Source organism: Ignavibacteria bacterium (genome assembly GCA_013177855.1).
Classification (GTDB): Bacteria; Bacteroidota; Ignavibacteria; order Ch128b; family Ch128b; genus Ch128b.
This window is the reverse complement of record JABLYA010000001.1, coordinates 794579-814826: the sequence shown is the minus strand read 5'-3', so window position 1 is coordinate 814826 and position 20248 is coordinate 794579. Positions and strand designations below refer to the sequence as shown.

Annotated in this window: 17 protein-coding genes and 1 tRNA gene; 13 read left to right on the top strand and 5 right to left on the bottom strand. The window is 31.2% G+C overall.

Annotated features, from left to right (window positions below):
- The first annotated feature begins 31 nt into the window (after positions 1 to 31).
- Genes prmC through HPY57_03425 form a run of 6 tightly spaced genes read left to right on the top strand, consistent with a single transcriptional unit; the run spans position 32 to position 5866 of the window.
- Positions 32 to 877, top strand: coding sequence for a peptide chain release factor N(5)-glutamine methyltransferase (prmC, locus tag HPY57_03450; GenBank protein NPV10825.1), 846 nt, complete (start codon positions 32 to 34; stop codon positions 875 to 877).
- The gene (locus tag HPY57_03445) at positions 874 to 1344 is read left to right on the top strand and encodes a D-tyrosyl-tRNA(Tyr) deacylase (protein NPV10824.1); all 471 of its coding nucleotides are present in this window, start codon (positions 874 to 876) and stop codon (positions 1342 to 1344) included. The genes prmC and HPY57_03445 overlap by 4 nt, the downstream gene beginning before the upstream one ends.
- Complete coding sequence (locus HPY57_03440; GenBank protein NPV10823.1) at positions 1341 to 2252, top strand: metalloenzyme; 912 nt, start codon at positions 1341 to 1343, stop codon at positions 2250 to 2252. The genes HPY57_03445 and HPY57_03440 overlap by 4 nt, the downstream gene beginning before the upstream one ends.
- Positions 2242 to 4443: a ComEC family competence protein gene (locus HPY57_03435; protein NPV10822.1), complete on the top strand. Its 2202-nt coding sequence runs from the start codon at positions 2242 to 2244 to the stop codon at positions 4441 to 4443. Before HPY57_03440 ends, HPY57_03435 begins: the two co-directional genes overlap by 11 nt.
- Complete coding sequence (locus HPY57_03430) at positions 4437 to 5249, top strand: hypothetical protein (GenBank protein ID NPV10821.1); 813 nt, start codon at positions 4437 to 4439, stop codon at positions 5247 to 5249. Before HPY57_03435 ends, HPY57_03430 begins: the two co-directional genes overlap by 7 nt.
- Before the next feature lie 11 nt (positions 5250 to 5260).
- Positions 5261 to 5866, top strand: coding sequence for a sigma-70 family RNA polymerase sigma factor (locus tag HPY57_03425; protein NPV10820.1), 606 nt, complete (start codon positions 5261 to 5263; stop codon positions 5864 to 5866).
- Between the two features lie 2 nt (positions 5867 to 5868).
- Here the strand turns inward: HPY57_03425 and clpP are convergent, their stop codons facing one another.
- The 3 genes from clpP to HPY57_03410 form a co-directional block, all read right to left on the bottom strand.
- Positions 5869 to 6483, bottom strand: a complete 615-nt coding sequence (gene clpP, locus HPY57_03420) for an ATP-dependent Clp endopeptidase proteolytic subunit ClpP (GenBank protein NPV10819.1) — start codon at positions 6481 to 6483, stop codon at positions 5869 to 5871.
- Positions 6484 to 6495: 12 nt separating this feature from the next.
- The gene (tig, locus tag HPY57_03415; GenBank protein ID NPV10818.1) at positions 6496 to 7764 is read right to left on the bottom strand and encodes a trigger factor; all 1269 of its coding nucleotides are present in this window, start codon (positions 7762 to 7764) and stop codon (positions 6496 to 6498) included.
- Between the two features lie 43 nt (positions 7765 to 7807).
- Positions 7808 to 7889 (bottom strand) — tRNA-Leu (locus HPY57_03410).
- Between the two features lie 334 nt (positions 7890 to 8223).
- Between HPY57_03410 and greA the strand changes: the two genes are divergently transcribed.
- Genes greA through HPY57_03375 form a run of 7 tightly spaced genes read left to right on the top strand, consistent with a single transcriptional unit; the run spans position 8224 to position 15399 of the window.
- Positions 8224 to 8697: a transcription elongation factor GreA gene (gene greA, locus HPY57_03405; GenBank protein NPV10817.1), complete on the top strand. Its 474-nt coding sequence runs from the start codon at positions 8224 to 8226 to the stop codon at positions 8695 to 8697.
- Positions 8698 to 8710: 13 nt separating this feature from the next.
- A complete protein-coding gene (locus HPY57_03400; protein ID NPV10816.1) occupies positions 8711 to 9613 on the top strand; it encodes a serine hydrolase in 903 nt (300 codons plus the stop codon).
- Between the two features lie 2 nt (positions 9614 to 9615).
- Complete coding sequence (gene tilS / locus HPY57_03395; GenBank protein NPV10815.1) at positions 9616 to 11016, top strand: tRNA lysidine(34) synthetase TilS; 1401 nt, start codon at positions 9616 to 9618, stop codon at positions 11014 to 11016.
- Positions 11000 to 11557 carry a hypoxanthine phosphoribosyltransferase gene (gene hpt, locus HPY57_03390; protein NPV10814.1) on the top strand — a complete coding sequence of 186 codons (558 nt, stop codon included), beginning with the start codon at positions 11000 to 11002 and terminating at the stop codon, positions 11555 to 11557. Before tilS ends, hpt begins: the two co-directional genes overlap by 17 nt.
- 12 nt (positions 11558 to 11569) lie before the next feature.
- Positions 11570 to 13648 (top strand): ATP-dependent metallopeptidase FtsH/Yme1/Tma family protein, encoded by a 2079-nt coding sequence (locus HPY57_03385; GenBank protein NPV10813.1) that lies wholly within the window; start codon positions 11570 to 11572, stop codon positions 13646 to 13648.
- A gap of 4 nt (positions 13649 to 13652) precedes the next feature.
- Complete coding sequence (locus tag HPY57_03380; GenBank protein NPV10812.1) at positions 13653 to 14306, top strand: dolichol kinase; 654 nt, start codon at positions 13653 to 13655, stop codon at positions 14304 to 14306.
- A 4-nt stretch (positions 14307 to 14310) separates the two neighbouring features.
- Positions 14311 to 15399 carry a DUF4837 family protein gene (locus HPY57_03375; protein NPV10811.1) on the top strand — a complete coding sequence of 363 codons (1089 nt, stop codon included), beginning with the start codon at positions 14311 to 14313 and terminating at the stop codon, positions 15397 to 15399.
- Between the two features lie 80 nt (positions 15400 to 15479).
- Here HPY57_03375 and HPY57_03370 read toward each other — a convergent pair whose 3' ends face one another.
- Both HPY57_03370 and HPY57_03365 read right to left on the bottom strand, forming a co-directional pair.
- Positions 15480 to 17384 carry a DUF2723 domain-containing protein gene (locus HPY57_03370; protein ID NPV10810.1) on the bottom strand — a complete coding sequence of 635 codons (1905 nt, stop codon included), beginning with the start codon at positions 17382 to 17384 and terminating at the stop codon, positions 15480 to 15482.
- Positions 17384 to 20215, bottom strand: coding sequence for a hypothetical protein (locus HPY57_03365; protein ID NPV10809.1), 2832 nt, complete (start codon positions 20213 to 20215; stop codon positions 17384 to 17386). Before HPY57_03365 ends, HPY57_03370 begins: the two co-directional genes overlap by 1 nt.
- Between the last annotated feature and the right edge of the window lie 33 nt (positions 20216 to 20248).

Below are 20248 nucleotides of genomic sequence, written 5' to 3'. Positions count from 1 at the left end.
AAATTAAAAAAAACGATTTTGTTACTAAAATATGATTACAGTTCTTGAGTCACTAAAGCTTGCCAAAGAGTATCTTGAAAAACACCAAATCGAGAATCCAAGATTAAATGCCGAACTTTTGCTTTCAGAAATTCTGAATTGTAAAAGACTTGAATTATACACGAATTTCGAAAAACCTCTAAAGGATGAAGAAATTCAAAAATTTCGTGATTTCCTTTTGAGAAGAGCAAAAGGTGAACCTGTTCAATACATTACCGGCAAGGCATATTTCTATGGACTTGAATTTGTAGTGACTCCAGATGTTTTAATTCCCAGACCAGAAACCGAGCTCCTTGTTGAAGAAGTGATTAATTCATTTGATAAAAATGAGAGCTTAAAAATAGTTGATTTATGTTCGGGCAGTGGGAATATTGGAATAACTCTGGCAAAATTTTTTCCAAATTCGATAGTGGATTGTATTGATATCTCCGAGAAAGCAATTGAAATAGGGAAATTGAATGCAGAAAGATTAAATGTAAAGAATGTGAGTTTTATCCAACTTGATATTTTGAAACAACAACTCTCTGAAGTTTATGATGTGATTGTTTCAAATCCTCCATACATTTCAATTGAAAAGCAAAATGAAATTCAAAAAGAAGTTCGACTTTATGAACCACGAATAGCTTTGTTTGTTGACGATGAATTAAAATTTTATAGAAGAATTCTTGAGTTAAGTGATGGTTCGTTAAAGAATAAAGGAAGAGTATTTTTAGAGATTGATAATGAGATATCGCAGCAAGTTTTTGATTTGATGAAAGAAAAAAATTTTGCTTCTATTTCAATCAAAAAAGATTTTGCAAATCTAAACAGAATTATTTGGGGAGTTAAAGAAAAATGAGAGCAGTCGTTCAACGAGTTAGTCGAGGAAGTGTGAAGATTGGGGAAGATTATTATCGAGAAATAGGTGCAGGATTGGTTGTGCTTCTTGGTGTTCACAAAGATGATACTGAAGCTGATGCAAAAAAATTGGCAGAAAAAATTTGTAACCTGAGAATCTTCAACGATGAAAATGAAAAATTGAATCTTTCTATTAATGATATTAATGGTGAATTACTTATCATTTCTCAATTTACACTTTATGGTGATTGCAAAAGAGGTAATAGACCAAGTTTTACCGATTCAGCCAATTCAGAGAAGGGAAATGAACTTTATGAAATGTTTGTTAAAGAGTGCAAAAATATTCTCGGAGAAGATCGAATTAAGACAGGTATTTTTGGTGCAATGATGACAGTTGAAATAATCAACGAAGGTCCAGTTACAATTATTGTTCACACTGATTACAACAAAACTTTGTCTGAAAAATGACAAAACGTGTAATGATGATTTTTGTAGATGGGCTAGGCATCGGTAAAAATAATCCTCAGATTAATCCGCTTGTTCGATTTAGAATGCAATTTTTCAATGATTTTTTTGGACAGGTCCCAACTCTTAGAAATTGTAGAATAGAAAAAAAATATTTTAGCATTCGACCTATAAATGCAACAATGGGAGTTGAAGGTTTACCACAAAGCGGCACCGGACAAACGGCAATATTCTGTGGATTTAATGCGTCAAAATTTATTGGTAGACATTTTGGTCCTTATATCTATTCAACACTCAAGCCACTGGTTCATAAAAAAAATATTTTTACTGAATTGGAAAATCGAAAATTCAAAACTTATTTTTCAAATGCTTATCCTCAAAGATTTTTTGATTACTTGAGAGATGGGAAAAGAACTTTAAGCGTAACTACTTTTTCTTATCTAGCAGCTGGTAAAAAATTAAATGACCTGCAAACGTTGCTTGACGGTAAAGCAATCACAGCCGAAATCACAAATGAAGTATGGAATTCAAAACTTGGTTACGATTTACCGGTCGTAAGTCCACAAAAGGCTGGTAAAAAATTTTATGAAATAAGTCAGGATTATCATTTTAATTTATTTGAATATTTTTTAACTGATTACGCTGGACATAGTCAGGATTTTAATTATGCTCAAGATGTTTTAGTGAAACTTGATGGTTTTCTTCAAGGAGTTATTTCGAATATGAATTTGAAGAAAGATTTATTGATTGTAATCTCTGATCATGGAAATATTGAAGATTTGTCAGTTAAAGGTCATACAAGAAATCCAGCCATTGGGGTTTTTGTCGGTGCTGCTCATAAAATATTTTATCAAAAGGTTAACTATCTTTATCAACTAAAAAAGAATATCATCAGCTACATTGAGAGTTAGTGATTATCCAATCATAAAATTTTTGTCTCTCTTTCTGATTGGTTTTTTATTCGGGTATGTTGCAAAGATTCCTTTATATATCCTTTTGACTATTTTAATTCTATGCATTTCCCTGGTTCTAATTTTTCAAAAACAAAATCAATCATTGAGAAATTTATTCTCAATTCTGACAGTAATTACTTTTGGTGCTTTTATAATTTCACTGAGCTTTTTCAGCAATCAAAACGAAATGAAAATTCTTGATGTGTTGCAAAAAAGAAAAGTTTTGCTCTATGGAAGAGTTTCAAATATTGAATACTTTGATAAAGATAAAATTTCTTTTGAGTTCAACTCTGATTCAGTTGTTTATCGAAAAGTTTCATTTCCAGTAAAACAAAAACTCCTTGTAAATTTAGACTTGAGAGAAAGTTCATTTTCTTTGAATTATTTTGATGCGATAATTTCGATTGGGAATGTAATCAGAATAAGTGGAACGTTATCTAAACCATCTGAGCCATTATATCCTGGTGATTTTAATCTGAGAGTTTATCTCAAGTCCAAAAATATCAGCTACATTCTTAGTTCAAATAATTTTGATGAACTAAATCTGATTGAAGCAAACAAATCAATACTTAATTATCAAAGGTATCTAAGCAAACTTCGTCAAAAGATTAAATTTCAGATCGAACAAAATTTTGGTCAACTTGAGGCAGCTTATATTAAAGGATTATTTATCGCCGAAAGGAGCGACATTCCAGAAAATATTAAAAGTGATTTTATTAATTCTGGAGTTATTCATGTTCTGGCAGTTTCTGGATTGCACACGGGTTACATTGTCTTAATACTCTTGGCTTTGTTTGGAAGGATGAAATTAACGATAAAAATAATTCTGGTTTCAATTGGACTTTTCATTTTTGCTCATATAGCAAATTTATCTCCATCTGTTATTAGAGCAAGTTTGATGAGCGTTATTGTATTATTAAACCTGTTAACTGAGCGAAAAACTTTTTTATTGAACTCAATATCAATTGCTGGTTTGATTATTCTAATTATGAATCCACTTGATATTTTGAATCCAAGTTTTCAACTATCATTTTCTGCAGTTTTATCAATTGCATTAATTTATCCGGTTTTTAATGACTATTTAAAGAAATTCCAGTTATCAGGTTTCAAAAAATATTTGATTGATTTGATTTTGATTTCAATTGCTGTATCAATTGGTACATTTCCTTTTGTTGCAAGTTATTACCAAAAATTCTCTGTTGTTTCATTAATTGCAAATTTGATTGTAATTCCACTCACAGGGATCATTCTTGGTGGAATAATTTTGAATCTTGTGATTCTTAACCTAGTTCCATCATTATTTCCAATTTATAAGATCGCACTTGAAAGTATTATAAATTTAAATTTCAGCGTTGTAAACTTTTTTGGGACTTTGCCCTTTGCTTACACCACTATTAGAAATTTTTCTTTATTAAATTCCATTTTCTATTATGGAGTTGTTTTTTCCGCATTGTTATTAATTAAATCAAGGTTTAGCCTTGCATTTAAATTTATTTCAATTGCATTGATAGTTTTTAATTATGTCTATCATTATGATTTAGTTGATGATAATTTGGTTGATGGAAATAAGAATTATTTACTGCTTCTTCAGATGAGTAATTCAAATGGAATTGTTGCGCATTTTGATAATAAGATTTTCTTAAAATTATTTGAACGAAGTGATTCGCTGCTTCATATTAGGAAAGATCTAAATAAACTAAATCAAATATTGGAGAATTATAATTTTGATAAAATTCAACTTGCGAGTTTTTCGTCCCCTGCAATTTTTTTAAGTAATAACTTAATGAGTAAGTTGAATAAATCACAGATAAAAAGACTTGATGAAAAAATTTGGTTATTTGGTGATATCGGTCAAAATGAAATGAATAAAAATATGAGTTCATTTCACTATAATTATATTCCAAACTCATTTACTGAATTAATCAGATTAGGAGAAGTTAACTTTATCATCAGCCCTGTAAGATTTGAAAAATTTATACAAAAACAGTCTAACAAAAATTCTAAGTTCGTCTATATTAATCCAAGACTTGATACAATGTTTGTAAAAAATAATGATGTGATAACTGATACCATTCCTCTTGATTTTAAAAATCAAAGAATGAAGATTTTTGAAATTGCATCAGAAGAATTGAAAGAAATCAAATGGTAAGAGAAACAAATTTTTTGATGACTAATCTTTACTTAAAAAGTTTTACTGACTTTTTAGCTTATTCATTTTTAACCTATTTAAAGAACTTCAGACTTATTTTGAAAAGAATATTAGTCCCACAATTTATCTCAATCGGACTTGTTTATTTTTTGTATATCAGTCTTTATGGTGAATTTAATCTAACCTATTTTCTTTCTATTGAAGGGAAAATTCTTATTTTAATTGTATTCTTATTAGTGGTTGGCAATATTTCTAATGCCAATTATCAATCAATTAAAATTTTAATTTTTAATGGTCTTGAATTAAGTGATTGGAAATTTAAAATCTCATTAATCTTTCTTTCAACATTAAGATTTGTTCTTTTTATTCTAATGATCGCTTCCATATTTGGGGGAAACGCATTCATTTTGTTTTTATTGACTTTTATAATACTGAATGAATATTTCTATTACGATATTTTTACATCAGCCATAGACAAGTTTCAGGGAATTCAAAGTAATTTAAAGTTATCAAAAGCTTTGAAATTGAATTTACGAGCACTGCTTCTTTCTGCTCTTTCGAGATTTATAACTGTTTTAATTCCTGTCTTTGCAACATTTTCATTTTTTATCGTATATGAGTTCGTGAAAATTTTGATTACTGGAAAAGTGTTTTTCTTTATTGCTAATCGATTATTTGAATTTCAAATCTGGTTGTTATTAACATTTATACTATTTTTGATTACAAACCCATTTCAATATTTTGTAATGATCATTTTTTATAAATATTACTTCACGATAGAGGTTAATAAATTTCAAGAAAAATAATCTTAGAGAAAATGAAGATACGCGAAAAAGCAAATGAGATTTCCAAAGCCGAAGATATTCGTCATATCAATGCAGCACTAAGCGGTGATCAGGATGCTTTTGCGTGGTTGATGAAAAAATATAAAGGACCATTACAAAATCTGATATACAAAATGGTCAGCGATAAAAATGAAATTGAAGACTTAATACAGGAAGTATTTATAAAGGCTTTTAACTCTCTTAGAAATTACAGTCAGGAATATGCTTTTTCAACCTGGATATATCGAATTGCAATCAACAATACAATTGATTACTTAAGAAAAAAGAAACTTGAAACTTTCTCAATTGATATTGATAGCGAAGAGGATGATGACAGACCAAAATTTGAAATTCCAGATTCAAGTTATTCTGCTGATGCAAATATTATTCTGGAACAACGGCAACAAATAATTAATGATGCAATAAATTCACTCCCTGAAAAGTATAAAAAAGTAATAGAGCTCCGCCATAAGGAAGAGCTCTCTTACGAAGAAATTTCTGAAATATTGAATTTACCAATTGGGACGGTTAAAGCTCACTTATTCAGAGCACGCGAGCTTTTGAACAAATATCTCAAAGATAAGTTAAGATTTCTTTAAGATTATTTTCTCTTTTCTTTTCTAACTAAAATATTATCAATCAATCCGTATTCTTTGGCTTCTTCGGGGCTGAAATAACGATCACGATCTGTATCTTTTTCAATCTGTTCAACATCTTTTCCGGTATGAAATGAGAGTATCTCGTTTAATCTTCTCTTTATTCTTAAAATTTCTTCTGCTTGAATTGAAATGTCGGTCGCAGTACCTTGAAAACCACCCCAGGGTTGGTGAATCATAATTCTTGAATTTGGGAGTGCCGTTCTTTTACCTTTTGTCCCGCCAGCAAGTAAGACTGCTCCCATACTTGCAGCCATTCCAATACAAATAGTAGCGACATCACATCTTACATATTGCATTGTATCATAAATGGCAAGTCCTGCACTCACACTTCCACCAGGTGAATTAATGTAAAGATTGATGTCTTTATCAGGATCTTCTGATTCTAAAAAGATTAATTGAGCAATTACTAAGCTTGCAATATGATCATCGATTGGTGTTCCGATCATAATAATTCTTTCTCGTAATAAACGAGAAAATATATCCATTCCTCTTTCACCGCGTCCAGTTTGCTCAATTACATATGGAACAAGCTGATTATAAAAATCTAAATTTTTCATTTTCAACTCCTTTTATAAAACAACCTTATTAGTTGTGATTTTGATTTTGGGTTTAAAGAAATTATAAATTTTTTCTTCTAACAATTCTTCAAGTAAGTTTACTCCGCGAGTTCTTAAATATTTATCAACCTGATCTAAGGGTAATTGATATTTCTCTGAGAGTTTCTTAGCATATTCATTAATCTCATCATCAGTTAAATCAATATTAAATTGCTTCATTACAGCTTTCTTGAGAAGAAACCAGATTACATTCTTTTCGGCAATGGGTTTAACCAATTCTATCAATTGTTCATCACTTAAATTTTTGTATGTATCTTGTTTTTTCAATTCTTGAACATAACCTTTGACTGATTTTTCAACCATTGATGGAGGTGGAGTAACCTTAAATTTTTCAATTAAGAGATCTTCTATTTTTTTATTGAGTGACTTTTCTTCCTGAGAGTGGTAGTAATTTAATTCTTCCTGAATTAAATATTTTTTGAATGCTTCAAGGGTTTCAAATTCACCTTTTGTAATTTCTTTAACAGTTTCATCTGTCAACTCAGGCAGGTTAACTTTTAATATTTTTTTAATTTCATATTCATAAACTGGTAGAGTTTTATCCTCTTTGCTTTCATCTTCAACAAATGGAGATAAATCTGTTTCAACTTTATCACCTTCTTTTTTATTCAGGAATAATTCCCTGAACTGCGGATTTATCTTCTCGTAATTGAGATATATAGCAAAATTTTGAGGTGATACCTCAGGTGCATCTGATTTCTCTTTTCTGCTGACTTCAATTATTATCTCATTTGAGTCAACACTTTCTACAACTTCTTCTTTTCTATTTTGAAATTGAATTTCCTTGAGGACTTGTTCTAAATATTTATCCGAAATTTCAAATTCTTTTTGTTCAATTGACGCATCAGCTAATTTTTCATCAAGGTTGGATAAATCGATTTCAGGTAGGACTTCGAATTCAATATCGAATTTCAAACCTTTGTCATCAGTGAGGTCGAGATTTGTAATTTTAGGGACACCAATAATTTCTAATCCGAGCGTATCGATTTCGTCCCAGAAGCGATTTTGCGCGATTTTATCGAGATTATCGAAGAATAAAGCTTCACCATACATTTTTCGAACAAGCGACAGCGGAGCTTTACCTTTTCGGAAGCCGGGTATTGTTATTTTTTTTGATTCTTCTTTAAGAATTTCTTCGAAATATTTTTCAGTTTCTTCTTTAGCCATTTCAATGGATATTTTGCGTTCCGAATCGTTAATATTTTGAATTTGACTGCTCAATGTTAATCCTCTGATTAGTTATGGGTTTGATTTCAAATTGTTGTGCGGAAGGGGGGACTCGAACCCCCACGAGTTGCCTCACTAGATCCTAAGTCTAGCGCGTCTGCCAATTCCGCCACTTCCGCTCAAAAGCAATGCAAAAATATGAAAATTTAACTGCTCGAAAAAATTTGAAAAACAGATTGTAAGTTGAGAGTAAATCACATCATTTCAATTTCAAGTATATCATTAAACTTTTTTATCCCTTTTGCTCAATTAATTCATTATTTTAATATCAATAATTGTAACTCAGATTTACATTTTTAATTCAGGTACATCTGGGGGCTTCAAAATCATTTGCTTGAGAACCGATCAATCACTAAGTTTGTAATAAGAATTAGCCATTTCCCTAAACGGAAGTGGCTAATTTTTTTATATAATAACCAATCAAAATTAACGACAAACATTAATGAGGTAATTATGAACGACTATATTTATATGACCCGCGAAAGATTATTAGAATTAGAAAAAGAATTAAATGATCTAAAAATTAACGGTCGAAAAGAAATTGCTCAAAAAATAGCAGAAGCTCGTGCCCATGGCGATCTTTCCGAAAATGCGGAATATGATGCAGCAAAAGAAGAACAAGGATTACTTGAACTTAAAATTGCCAAACTTGAAAGTATGCTTGCGCGAGCAAAAATTATTGATGCAAACTCAATCTCTACTGATGAAGTTAGAGTTTTAACAAAAGTAAAAGTCAAAAACTTAAAGACAAACAAAATACAATTATATCATCTTGTTTCACCCGAAGAAGCTGATTTTGAAAACGGTAAAATGTCAATTAATAGTCCAATTGGTCGACAGCTTTTAGGAAAAAAAGTTGGTGATATTGTAAAAGTTAATGTTCCTGCAGGAATGATTGAACTTGAGATTTTAGAAATTTCCAGATAGAGCTTTTTTATTCATGAGAAATTTCATTTTAATAATTTTTTTCTTCTTCATTGGAATTGCGGTGAACGGACAAAACTTAAAAGAAAATTCTAAACTCTCCAGATTAAAAGAAAAACTTGAAAGCGAAATTCAAGCTTCAAAGGGTACTTTCGCTGTTGCCTTTAAAGAAATTAACAATGATGCAAATCAACTATTAATAAATGGTGATGAAGTTTTTCATGCTGCCAGTACAATGAAGACAGCAGTGATGGTTGAGGTTTTCAAACAAGCTATTCTTGGTAAAGTTTCACTTGATGATTCGCTATTAGTTCGTAACGAATTTAAGAGTATCGTTGATGGCTCTGTTTTTTCACTTGATGTCAAAGCTGATGGTGACGATCAGATTTATTCATTGATTGGTAAGAAACGAAGAATTTACGATTTAGTCTACGATATGATTACAGTCAGCAGTAATCTTGCAACAAATTTGCTCATTGATCTGGTAAGTCCTGCTAATGTGACAAAGACAATGGAAGAATATGATCTGCACGGGATAAAAGTCTTAAGAGGTGTTGAAGATATTAAGGCTTACGAACTTGGATTGAACAATACCGTGACTGCAAAAGATTTGATGAAGTTGTATGAATTAATTGCAACAAACAAAATTTTGACCGATCGAAGTTGTGAAGAAATGATTAAGATTTTACTTGATCAGAAATTCAAAGAAAAAATTCCCAGATATCTTCCAGACAATGTGAAAGTAGCTCACAAAACTGGAAGCATTTCGAAAGTTGAACATGACAGCGGGGTTATCTTTTTGCCCGATGGCAGGAAGTATGTTCTGGTTATTTTATCGAAAGATCTTGATAATAATGAAAAAGGTATAGAAACAATCGCCAGAATTTCCAAACTCATTTATGATTATATGACAGAATAACTATGAAAAAGTTAATCTCTACAGCTATTGTGCAAAAGGCATTAAAGTTTGTTAGGGATCAGGAGCTTTTGAAAAATGGGGATTCTATTGTAGTAGGATTTAGCGGTGGTCCCGATTCGACATTTTTGATTCAATTTTTTTTAATCATCCGAAACTTATTTAATCTTAAAATTTATGCTGCCCATCTAAATCATAAACTAAGGGGCAAGCAATCAGATGAGGATGAGGAGTTTGTAAAAGAATTCTGCAAGAAAAATAAAATTGAATGTTTGATTGAAACAAGTGATATTAAAAAGATTGCACAGGAAACTAAAAGAAGCATCGAAGAGACTGCACGATTAGAAAGGTATCGACTTTTCAACGAAGCTTTACAAAAATTTAAAGCAAATAAGATTGCAACTGGTCATACATTAAACGATAACATTGAGACAATGATTTTCAATTTTATAAGAGGAAGCGGTGTTTCGGGTTTAAGAGGAATTCCGGTGAAGAGAGATAATATTATTAGACCTTTGATGGGATTGACCAAAGAAGAGATTTTAGATTTCCTTAAAGAAGAAAATATTCCATTTAGAATCGACACAACTAATTTTGAAGAAGATTATTCTCGAAATTTTATCAGAAACAAAGTCATTCCATTGTTACTCGAGCTAAATCCAAATTTGTATGAAACTTTATCTTACACTTCTGACCTTTTAAGATTACTCGAAAAGTACATACAAACTGAAGAAACAAAGTTTGAAAAATTATTCCTAACAAAGAAGTCTGAAAAATTCCTCCGCATCAAAATTGAATCAAATATTGATTATAAAAATTACCTGATGATGGATTTAATTCGTAAGAAAATTGATTCAGTTTTCAACATTCAAATTGGTTATGAAAAAACTAAAGAAATTATAAATCTCATAAAGCAAGATAAAGGAACCTCAATCCAGATAAATGAAAAGATAATTGCATTAAGAGAAAGCAATTCAATTTTAATTTTAGTAGAACCCGAGTTCGAAGAAGTAAATGTGACTGTAACTTTTGATTCAAAGCTTCAAAAATATTATGGCAGTTATTTTGAATTTAAAATTAGCAGTGCCTCTGTTAAAGAAGCAAAGTTATCTGACAATCCATTGGTAGAATTTTTCGATGCGGATAAAATTAAACATAAATTAATTTTAAGGAATTGGAAACCTGGTGATAAGTTTATTCCTCTTGGAATGAAATATTCTAAGAAGGTCAGCGATATTTTGACTGATGTAAAGGTTCCTTCGATCTTCAAAAAACAAATTCTTGTCCTCTGTGATGGACCAGAAATTATCTGGTTGGTTGGTGTCAGACTTTCTGAAAAATACAAAGTTACAAGTGAAACAAAGAAAGTAATTAAAGCGAGAATTAATTATGATTTCGAAATTTAACGCAAAAGAAATTCAGGTTAATGGTGAAACTTTTGAAATTCTAATTGATGAAAATGCAATTCAAAAAAGAGTTGCCGAGCTCGGTGAAGAAATTAGTCGCGATTATGAAGGTAAAATTCCAATTTTTATTGGTGTTCTAAATGGTTCTGTAATTTTCTTCGCTGATTTGATTAGAAACATTTCAATTAATTGTGAAGTAGACTTTCTGAAACTTTCAAGTTATGGAGACGCCAAAATTTCAAGTGGAAATGTAAAATTGATTAAAGAGCTAAATGCAGATATCAAAGATCGGGATATAATTATTGTAGAGGATATTGTCGATACTGGATTATCGATCGTTTATATGAAGGGACTGCTTCAATCTCAAAATCCAGCGAGCATTAAAGTAGTCACATTACTTCATAAACCTGATGCAACAAAATATGATATCAAACTTGACTATATTGGATTTAAAATTCCAAATAAATTTGTAATCGGATATGGTCTAGACCATACTCAGAAATATAGAAATTTGAGATCGATTTACGCACTTAAAAATTGAATTGGAGAAATTATGGAAGACAAAGGACAAAAAAACATAAAATTTAATCCTGACGATAAAAAGCCAAATAAAAACAACGAAGAATTCGACTGGTCAAAAATTTTAAGAATGGTTTTCGGATGGGGCGGTGTAATTATTGCAGCACTTATTGTAATGCAAATGTTTCGTTCTGGCGATATGGCTGAAGTCGAAATTACATACAACGAATATCAAAGACTTTTAAATGAAGGCAAAATTGAAAGTGCTGTGATAAAAAAGTCCGAGATCAACAACTATTATTTTCACGGCAAACTTAAAACGGAAGAGTCATTAAGCGTCGGAACAGGAAGGACAATTAGAACAAAAAAATTCGTTGTGTTTTTACCCGAAGCAGGTTCACCTGAGAATATTAAAGTTTGGAATGAGAAAGGCATTAAATTTACTTTCGAAGAAAAAGATTCAGTCTGGTGGAATGCTTTATTAACTCTGCTTCCCTGGGTCATTATCTTTGGTTTGTGGATTTTCTTTATGCGAAGAATGCAGGGTGGTGCAGGTGGAACAAAAGGAATTTTTAACTTCGGTAAAAGTCGTGTAAGAATTTTTACTGAAAACCTTCCAAAAGTTACTTTCAAAGATGTTGCCGGTTGTGATGAAGCAAAACAAGAATTGCAAGAAATTATTGAATTCCTGAAAGAGCCATCGAAATTTCAAAGACTCGGTGCAAGGATTCCACGCGGAGTTCTCTTGCTTGGACCTCCCGGAACCGGAAAAACACTTTTAGCTCGTGCAGTTGCAGGCGAAGCTGGTGTGCCATTCCTTTCAATCTCAGGTGCCGAATTTGTTGAAATGTTTGTTGGTGTTGGAGCAAGCCGTGTTCGTGATTTATTTGAACAAGGTAAAAAATACGCACCTTGTATAATTTTTATTGATGAAATTGATGCGGTTGGAAGACAGAGAGGTGCAGGACTTGGCGGTGGTCATGACGAAAGAGAGCAAACACTCAATCAATTATTAATTGAAATGGATGGATTTGAACCAAACAATGGAATTATAATTATTGCTGCAACCAATAGACCTGATATTCTTGATCCAGCTTTGTTAAGACCAGGAAGATTTGATCGTCAGGTTGTTGTTGATCGACCTGATGTTAAAGGAAGAGAAGGGATTCTAAAAGTTCATACAAGAAAAATTCCTTTGGCGCCAGATGTTGATTTAGCTGTAATTGCAAAAGGAACTCCAGGACTTTCAGGTGCTGATTTAGCAAATCTTGTCAATGAGGCTACACTTTTAGCCGCCAGAAAAAATAAAAAATATGTTGATATGGAAGATTTTGAAGAAGCCAAAGATAAAGTAATGATGGGAATGGAAAGAAAGAGTTTGATTATTTCCGAGAAAGAAAAAGAAATGACAGCCTATCACGAAAGTGGCCATGTTTTAGTTGCTAAAATGATTCCTGAAGCTGATCCGGTTCATAAAGTAACTATTATTCCACGAGGCCGAGCTCTTGGAGTTACAACATACTTGCCAATGGATGAAAAACATACTTATTCTAAATCATATCTGCTTGCGATGATGACTTATGCGCTTGGCGGACGTGCTGCTGAACTTTTAATATTTAATGAATTAACAACAGGCGCAGGTAATGATATTGAGCGAGTTACTCAAATAGCCAGAAAAATGGTGTGCGAATGGGGAATGAGCGAAAAACTCGGTCCAATCGCTTATGGCAGCAGAGAAGAAGAATTGTTCCTCGGAAGAGAAATTACTCGTCATCAAGAAATTAGTGAGAAAACAGCTCAATTAATTGATGAAGAAGTTCAGAATATTGTTAACAGTTGTATGCAAAGAGCGGAAAATATTCTGCGTGAAAATATTGATACTTTACATCGGCTTGCTAAGAACTTGCTCGAAAGAGAAATTCTTGATAATGAAGAGATTGATATGATAATTCGTGGAGAGGAGCTGCCTCCAATTAAGAAAAATAATAATGGAACAAAAGACGAAGAAATTCCTGAGCATGTTCAAAAGCTTATGGAAATGAGAAAAGGTAAGAACGATGGTGAAACAGACACTGCGAAAACTTCGGATAGTGGAAGTCCCGAAGGAAACTGACCCTGTGCTTCACGAAGCTGCAACAATTGATTATAAATATGAGGTAATTCGAAAATTAATCCATTTGAATTCTCTCTCTATTCCAATTATTTATTATCACATTGAAAAACAACTCGCTCTAACTATTCTAATTCCATTGACCTTTGCATTTCTTGTGGTCGATATAGTTCGTTATTATAATCCGCAGGTAGCTGACTGGTTTTATAAATTTTTTGGTTTTCTTCTTAGGAAAAAAGAAAAAGACGATAAAAAGAAAAGATTGAATGGTGCAACGAATGTTCTGCTTTCAGCTTTATTCTGCGTTATTGTTTTTCCAAAACTAATTTTTGTGACAGCATTTTCTATTTTAATCATTTCAGATATATCATCAGCATTGATTGGAAGAAAATTTGGGAAAAGAAAATTCTTTGCGAAAAGTCTCGAAGGATCAGCTGCGTTTTTTATATCAGCTGTAATTGTAATTTTTTTCACTCCAAAAGTTGAACATCATTTCCTTGAGTATGTGATTGCAATTATCTCTGCCTTTTTTGGAACAATTGCTGAGAGTATGTCGTTTGAGATCGATGATAATTTATCAATACCAATAACAATTGGAACAGTAATGTGGATACTCTATACATTACTTCTACCACAAATAAATGTTTATTATTTCGGGTGAGGATATGAAAAATTTATACTTGTTAATTCCACTATTTATTTTTTTGATTGTTAACACTGGCTGTCAAAGTAATTTAAAACCAGCATTTGGAAAAGAAGATGAGATAATTGTTTTCGCTGATTCAACTGAATGGAATGAGTATTATGATTTTCTTTCAGCAATTTTTGAAAAGGAAATAATCACACCGCAACCTGAGCAATTGTTTTATCTTACTCGAAAGGATTTCTCAGATTTTAAGAAATATCAAAATAGAAAGAACCTCTTGATTGTTACAACTCTTGATAGAGATAATGAAGTCACAAAATATGTGAAAGCAATTTTAGACAGTTCTGTTCTGAATTTGATTAAAAATGGTGAAGAATTTGTAATCAAGAAAAAAGATGTATGGGCAAAAAATCAAGTCTTGGTAATTTTAGTTTCAAACACTATTGAGGAGTTAAGAATAAAAGCATTAAAGAATAAAGATAATTTATTGTATTACTTCCAATCAGCATCTGATGAACGGGTAATGAAAAATCTTTACAATCCAACCTATGAAAAGAAGGATCTGGAAGCTAAATATCTGAAAGAATATGGCTGGAAACTTTATATTCAGGCTGATTTTCTCGAAGCAATTAACAATAAGGAAGATAAATTTGTCTGGCTGCGACGCTCACCCAATTCAGATATGGAAAGATGGATTTTCATTCACTGGATCGATTCTGTTGATGCGAAATGGTTGAACAAAGACAGCGTGATTGAAATAAGAAACCGAATTACAAAAAAATTCTTAAGAACAACAGATGACAAAGCCTATGTTGAAATTGCAAAAGAATATCTGAACCAAACTGAAATTAATTTCAATGGTAAGTATGCAATATTCACTCAAGGCTTGTGGAGAATGAATGATTACAGTATGGGTGGACCTTTTGTTAATTATCTCTTCCTCGATACTAAAAAGAATCGTCTGTATATGTTAGATGGATCAGTCTTCTCGCCTCGTTACGAAAAGAAATCTTTAATCCAACAGGTAGATATTACTCTCAAAACTTTCAAAACAGCTGACGAGCTAACTAAAGAAGAAATAAATGATTTATTAAAATATTTGAAGTGATCTGACAGTAAAAAAAATCAAAGTTTTTTTCTTCAAGTTTATTTTAATAATCAAAAATTTAAATTAAGCTCCCTATAATTTCATTCGTTTAGAATAGAGAGCAATTGTTCTGGTAATTGTATCTGAGGATTTATCTTCAAAACTTTTTCGATCAACTTCTTCGCTTCTTCCTTCTTTCCAAACTGTATTTCATAGAATGCTCGATTAATGTGAGCAGTAACAATTAAATTCTTTAATGTCTCTGTATAATAACTTTTATCTTCTTTGAAGTTGATAGAGTAATCTTTAAGATTAAGAGGATGGTAAACAGTATCTTTCACGACTTTAAAGAGAAACAAATCTGGAATTACTCTTAACGAATCTGGTAAAACAAGCCAGCCATTTTTTAACTCTACTGAAACCATCTCAGGTGTTAAGTAAACACTGCGATCGTTAATATTTCTAATTATAAAACTTTGTATAATTTCTCTGTAATATTTTTCAAGAATTTGTGAATTGTAATTTTCGTTTCGCTCAAATTTTGCGAGTTCAGGCAAAAATCCTTCGATTAATTCCTTTGATCTTTCATAAATCAAATAATTATTAGTTTTTAATTGATTGAAATACCAGCTCCTTCTCACAAGTTCTTTATCAATTATTGAAACATCTTTCCGTTTGTTCTCAACAAATTGTAAGTAATAAGAAGGTGAAATCAGAAAATCCCATAGATATGAAATAATTATAGAATTTTTGTCGGCTGATTCTAAAACTGAAACTGAATACTCCTGAAATTGTGTATTGTCATTCTGATTTACCTTTTCAAAGTTAATGGCGAGAATCACAAGCGGAATGATTAGAAAAGCATAAATTTTATTTTTCCCTTCTTTAAGAAAAATATTAGCAATGTAAAAGTAACCAGCAGTGGCAATTAATCCAGCTGAAATAAAAGAAAGTAAAAAGTAAGAATCGATATCATTGATGTCGTAGTTAATAGAGTAAAGCAGACAGGTGAAAAACAAAACGAGATAAAAAGTCAAAACTTTCTTATTTGATCTTGAAAGTTCTATTAATCCAAGTAGAATTAAAATCAATCCGATATAAGCGAATTCAATTGGAAAAATCTGGGTAAAGTATTTGAATTGTTTTGAAGCAGATTCAGTTGATGAAAAAATCCAGCTTTGATATTGCCAGCCCATTATGTGTCTTTTAAAATTTTCCCATGTGACAGGATTTCCCCAGTTTATCGCTGGATTTTTAGCAGCAGAAAGAGGAAGATAAATATAGATTGATAATGCAAAAAGAAAAGGGATTAACATAATAAGAATATTTTTGAATGCAGACTTATTAAAACCAAATTTTGAAAAATAGAGATAGGTAAATCCAGGTATTAATAAAATGCTGGTCATATGATTTGTAAACGAAAGACCAAAAACAAAAGCAAATTTTAACCAGTCAATTGTAACTGTTTTGACTTCCTTTGATTTGGAATCATTCTCGTTGAAAAATGCCTTCAGAAAAAGATAGATTGAAGAACTAATCAAAAGGATGTGAAGTGAGTAAACTTCCACAGAAGTAGATTGAAGCCAGAATGTTTTGCTGAATGCAATTGTTAAAGAGCCGGTAACAGCGATAACTAAAATTTGATCTTTAGAAAATTCAACAGAAGTGCTTAATTTCTTTTTCGATTTTTTCCCGCCCGAAGTTTTTGTTTTTAACTGATTTAAAACAATTTGATTGATCTTTATGATAAAGTAAAATCCGACTAAAGTGTAAATAGCTGATAATAAGTTTAATGCAAAAATTTTTGATGTAAAGAAAACAAGCTTTGTGAATAAATAACCAATAATTGTAAATAGAGGATACCCTGTCGGATGAGCAATTCCAAGAGTTGAGGCAACTGCCGCAAGTTCACCCGAGTCAATTTGAACAATTCCTGGGGCAAGCGTTATTAAATAAACAACGAAAACGAAAATGATCGAAATCGAATACAATAAATTTTTATTCATCAGAAAATCTCCGGACTAATTTGTTTCAAGATTTCAGTGTTTTGTTTCATCAAATTATGAAAGTAATCAAATATATTGTGTGATTTTTTAATGCGAAAGATTTTGTCTAAAATTTTCAAGTTAACTTTTTTACTTAGAATAAAACTTCTTTTTCCACTCAAAACTTGTTGATATAGAATCAATTTCCGGATTAACAAATAGTGTTTTTGAAGAATCTTTAAGCTGGAGCTAAACTCCTTTAAATTTTTGCTTGCAAGAACAAGCAATTCATTGTTGCTTCTGCCATTCATAAAAAACTTGGTTGGATTTTTAAGTATCAGATATTGTATGAAAAATTGAATGTCCATTAATCCGCCGGATGAGTTCTTTAAATCAATTTCATCTGGTTCAATCTGGATTTTATCTTTTTTTATAAGATCTTTATTTCGTTTAATTTCCAGTGCAACAAAATCTTTATCCAGCATTGAAATCTTTTTCATTAAAACATCTTTTAATTTCTTGAAAAGCATTTGATTGCCGGTAATCATTCTCATCTTGGTGTAAGATTGAAATTCCCAGATTCTCATTCTATCACTTATGTACTTTTCGAGTTCATCTATTGTCCAGCTTAACTTAGAAACTGAGCCTTCGGGTCTCAGTCTCGAATCGGCATTGAAGAAATCGTAAAGTTTGAATTTATCTCGAATGGCAGCTAAAATTTTTCGTGAAAAATTCTCGGATTTATCAATTTTAATTTTGGGGTCAAAAACGAAAAGAAGGTCAATGTCTGATTTAAAATGCATTTCCTTTGTACCATAACTTCCAAGACCAACGATAAGAAAATCATCTTCTTTCAATTTGAGTGACTTCAAATTTCGAGACACAATATTTACAATTAGCTCATCAATAAATTTAGAAAGTAATTCTCCAATTTCATCAGGCGAAATCGTTTGATTGAAATAATTAATCATCAATGAAAAAAGAAAACGCTCAACTTCATTTTCATCGAAAGAATTAAAATATTCATCTACAATTATTTTATCGAAGGCTCTACCAGAAAAAAAGAAATCAAAAATCAGAGGATTGGAAATTAATTTATTAGTAAGAGGCTCTGAATTTTCTAAAATTTCAAAAAGCAATTTTGCGAGTGGTTTGTTATTTAGAAGCTCGCTTATGTGACTCGAAGTTTTTACCTGCATTAAGAATTTCAGCAGATTTAAAATAAACTGGTCGGGGTCTTGTGATTTTTCAATATGTTTAGCCAATGTGTTTTCAAAACTTTTTATTGCATCATCACTCACTTGCAACATTCTAAAGGTGATATTGTTAAGAATTAAATTTTTAACCATAAATAATTTGTTTTGAAAATCAATAAAGTTCGAAGTTTTTATGCTGGATTTGATTTTAATAGTATCTTCTTCGTCACCATAAAATTCAAATACCTGATCGTGGTGTTCTCTAACAAGTTTCCTTGTTTGATCAAGCTTTTTATTAAACTCACTTATGGATTTGAAACCAAGAAATTTGATTAAGTTTTGCAATTTGTCTTCATCATCTGGAATTGAGTGAGTTTGACGATCATCCATCAATTGAATAAAATTTTCAATTCTTCTTAAAAACTTGTAAGCATCAATCAACTCTCTGGCTTGTTTTGGCTGAATTAGTTTATTTTTCTGGAGCATTTGAATTGCTTCAATTGTATTCGGCGTTCGTAATTCAACTAATTTCCCGCCTCGAAGTAATTGAATTACCTGAATTGAAAATTCTACATCTCGAATTCCGCCTTCAAAATGTTTTAAATTTTTTGATAAACTTTCCTGATCGAATTTTTCTTTTTGAATTTCTCTGAATTTTTTAACGAAAGATTGGGGTGGCTCAAATAGTGTTCGGGGAGAAACAAAGTTTTGGAGCATTGAATAAAATTTATCAAAAAGTTTTTTACTCCCAGCGCAATAATTCATTTTTAAGAGCATTTGCCTTTCCCAGTCTCGACCATAAGTTTCATAATAAATCTGATAGTAAGCGAGCGAACGAGCAAGAGGTGAATATTTCCCATCAGGTCTTAATCTAAAATCGATTCGGTAAAGCGAGCTTCCATCTTTCAATTCACTGCAAACTTGAATGAAATCCTTAATAACTTTATCATAAAATTCGAGCACTTCTGAATTAAATTTTTCTTCTGGATTGTCGTAAACGCAAATCAAATCGACATCTGAACTATAATTAAGTTCATTACCGCCAAATTTTCCAAGAGCAATCAGTGTATATTCGGGTATCGATACTAAATTCGTTTTTTGTTTTTGTTGATAAAGGACTAATTCAAAAACATTTTCCAAAATTGTTCTTGTTAATTCAGAATATTCAAGCATCGATTGTTCTATATCACAAAGTCTCAATATATCTCTCAATCCAATTCTTAGAATATGCATTCTTTTAAATCGCCTGATTGCATCAATTTTCTTTTCGAAAGATTTGAAAATCTGAAGCTGTGATTTTAGCTCATCGCTGTAATCTTCTGAGGAAAAATTTCTCTGTAGTTCATCTGATGATAGAAATCTTGTTAGGAATTCAGGATTACGAACAACGATATCGGTTAAGTAATTTGAATAAGCCGAGATTTTTAGAATGACCTCAAGATAGATCAGAAAGGATTCAACTTTTTCAGCATAAACAGACTTATAATAATCGCTCTCAGAAATTCTTTTAAGATTATTGATAACTCTTTGGGAAACAAAGATTGAATCAAGCAATTTATCTATGTTTTGAGCGATTAACTTTTCTTTGCCTGATGAAAAATACCTGGCTGATAATTCTAAAAGATATTTTTTTAGCTCTTTTTTAAACACGTGCAAATTTAGTAATTGTGATAGAAAACTTTTCTAACA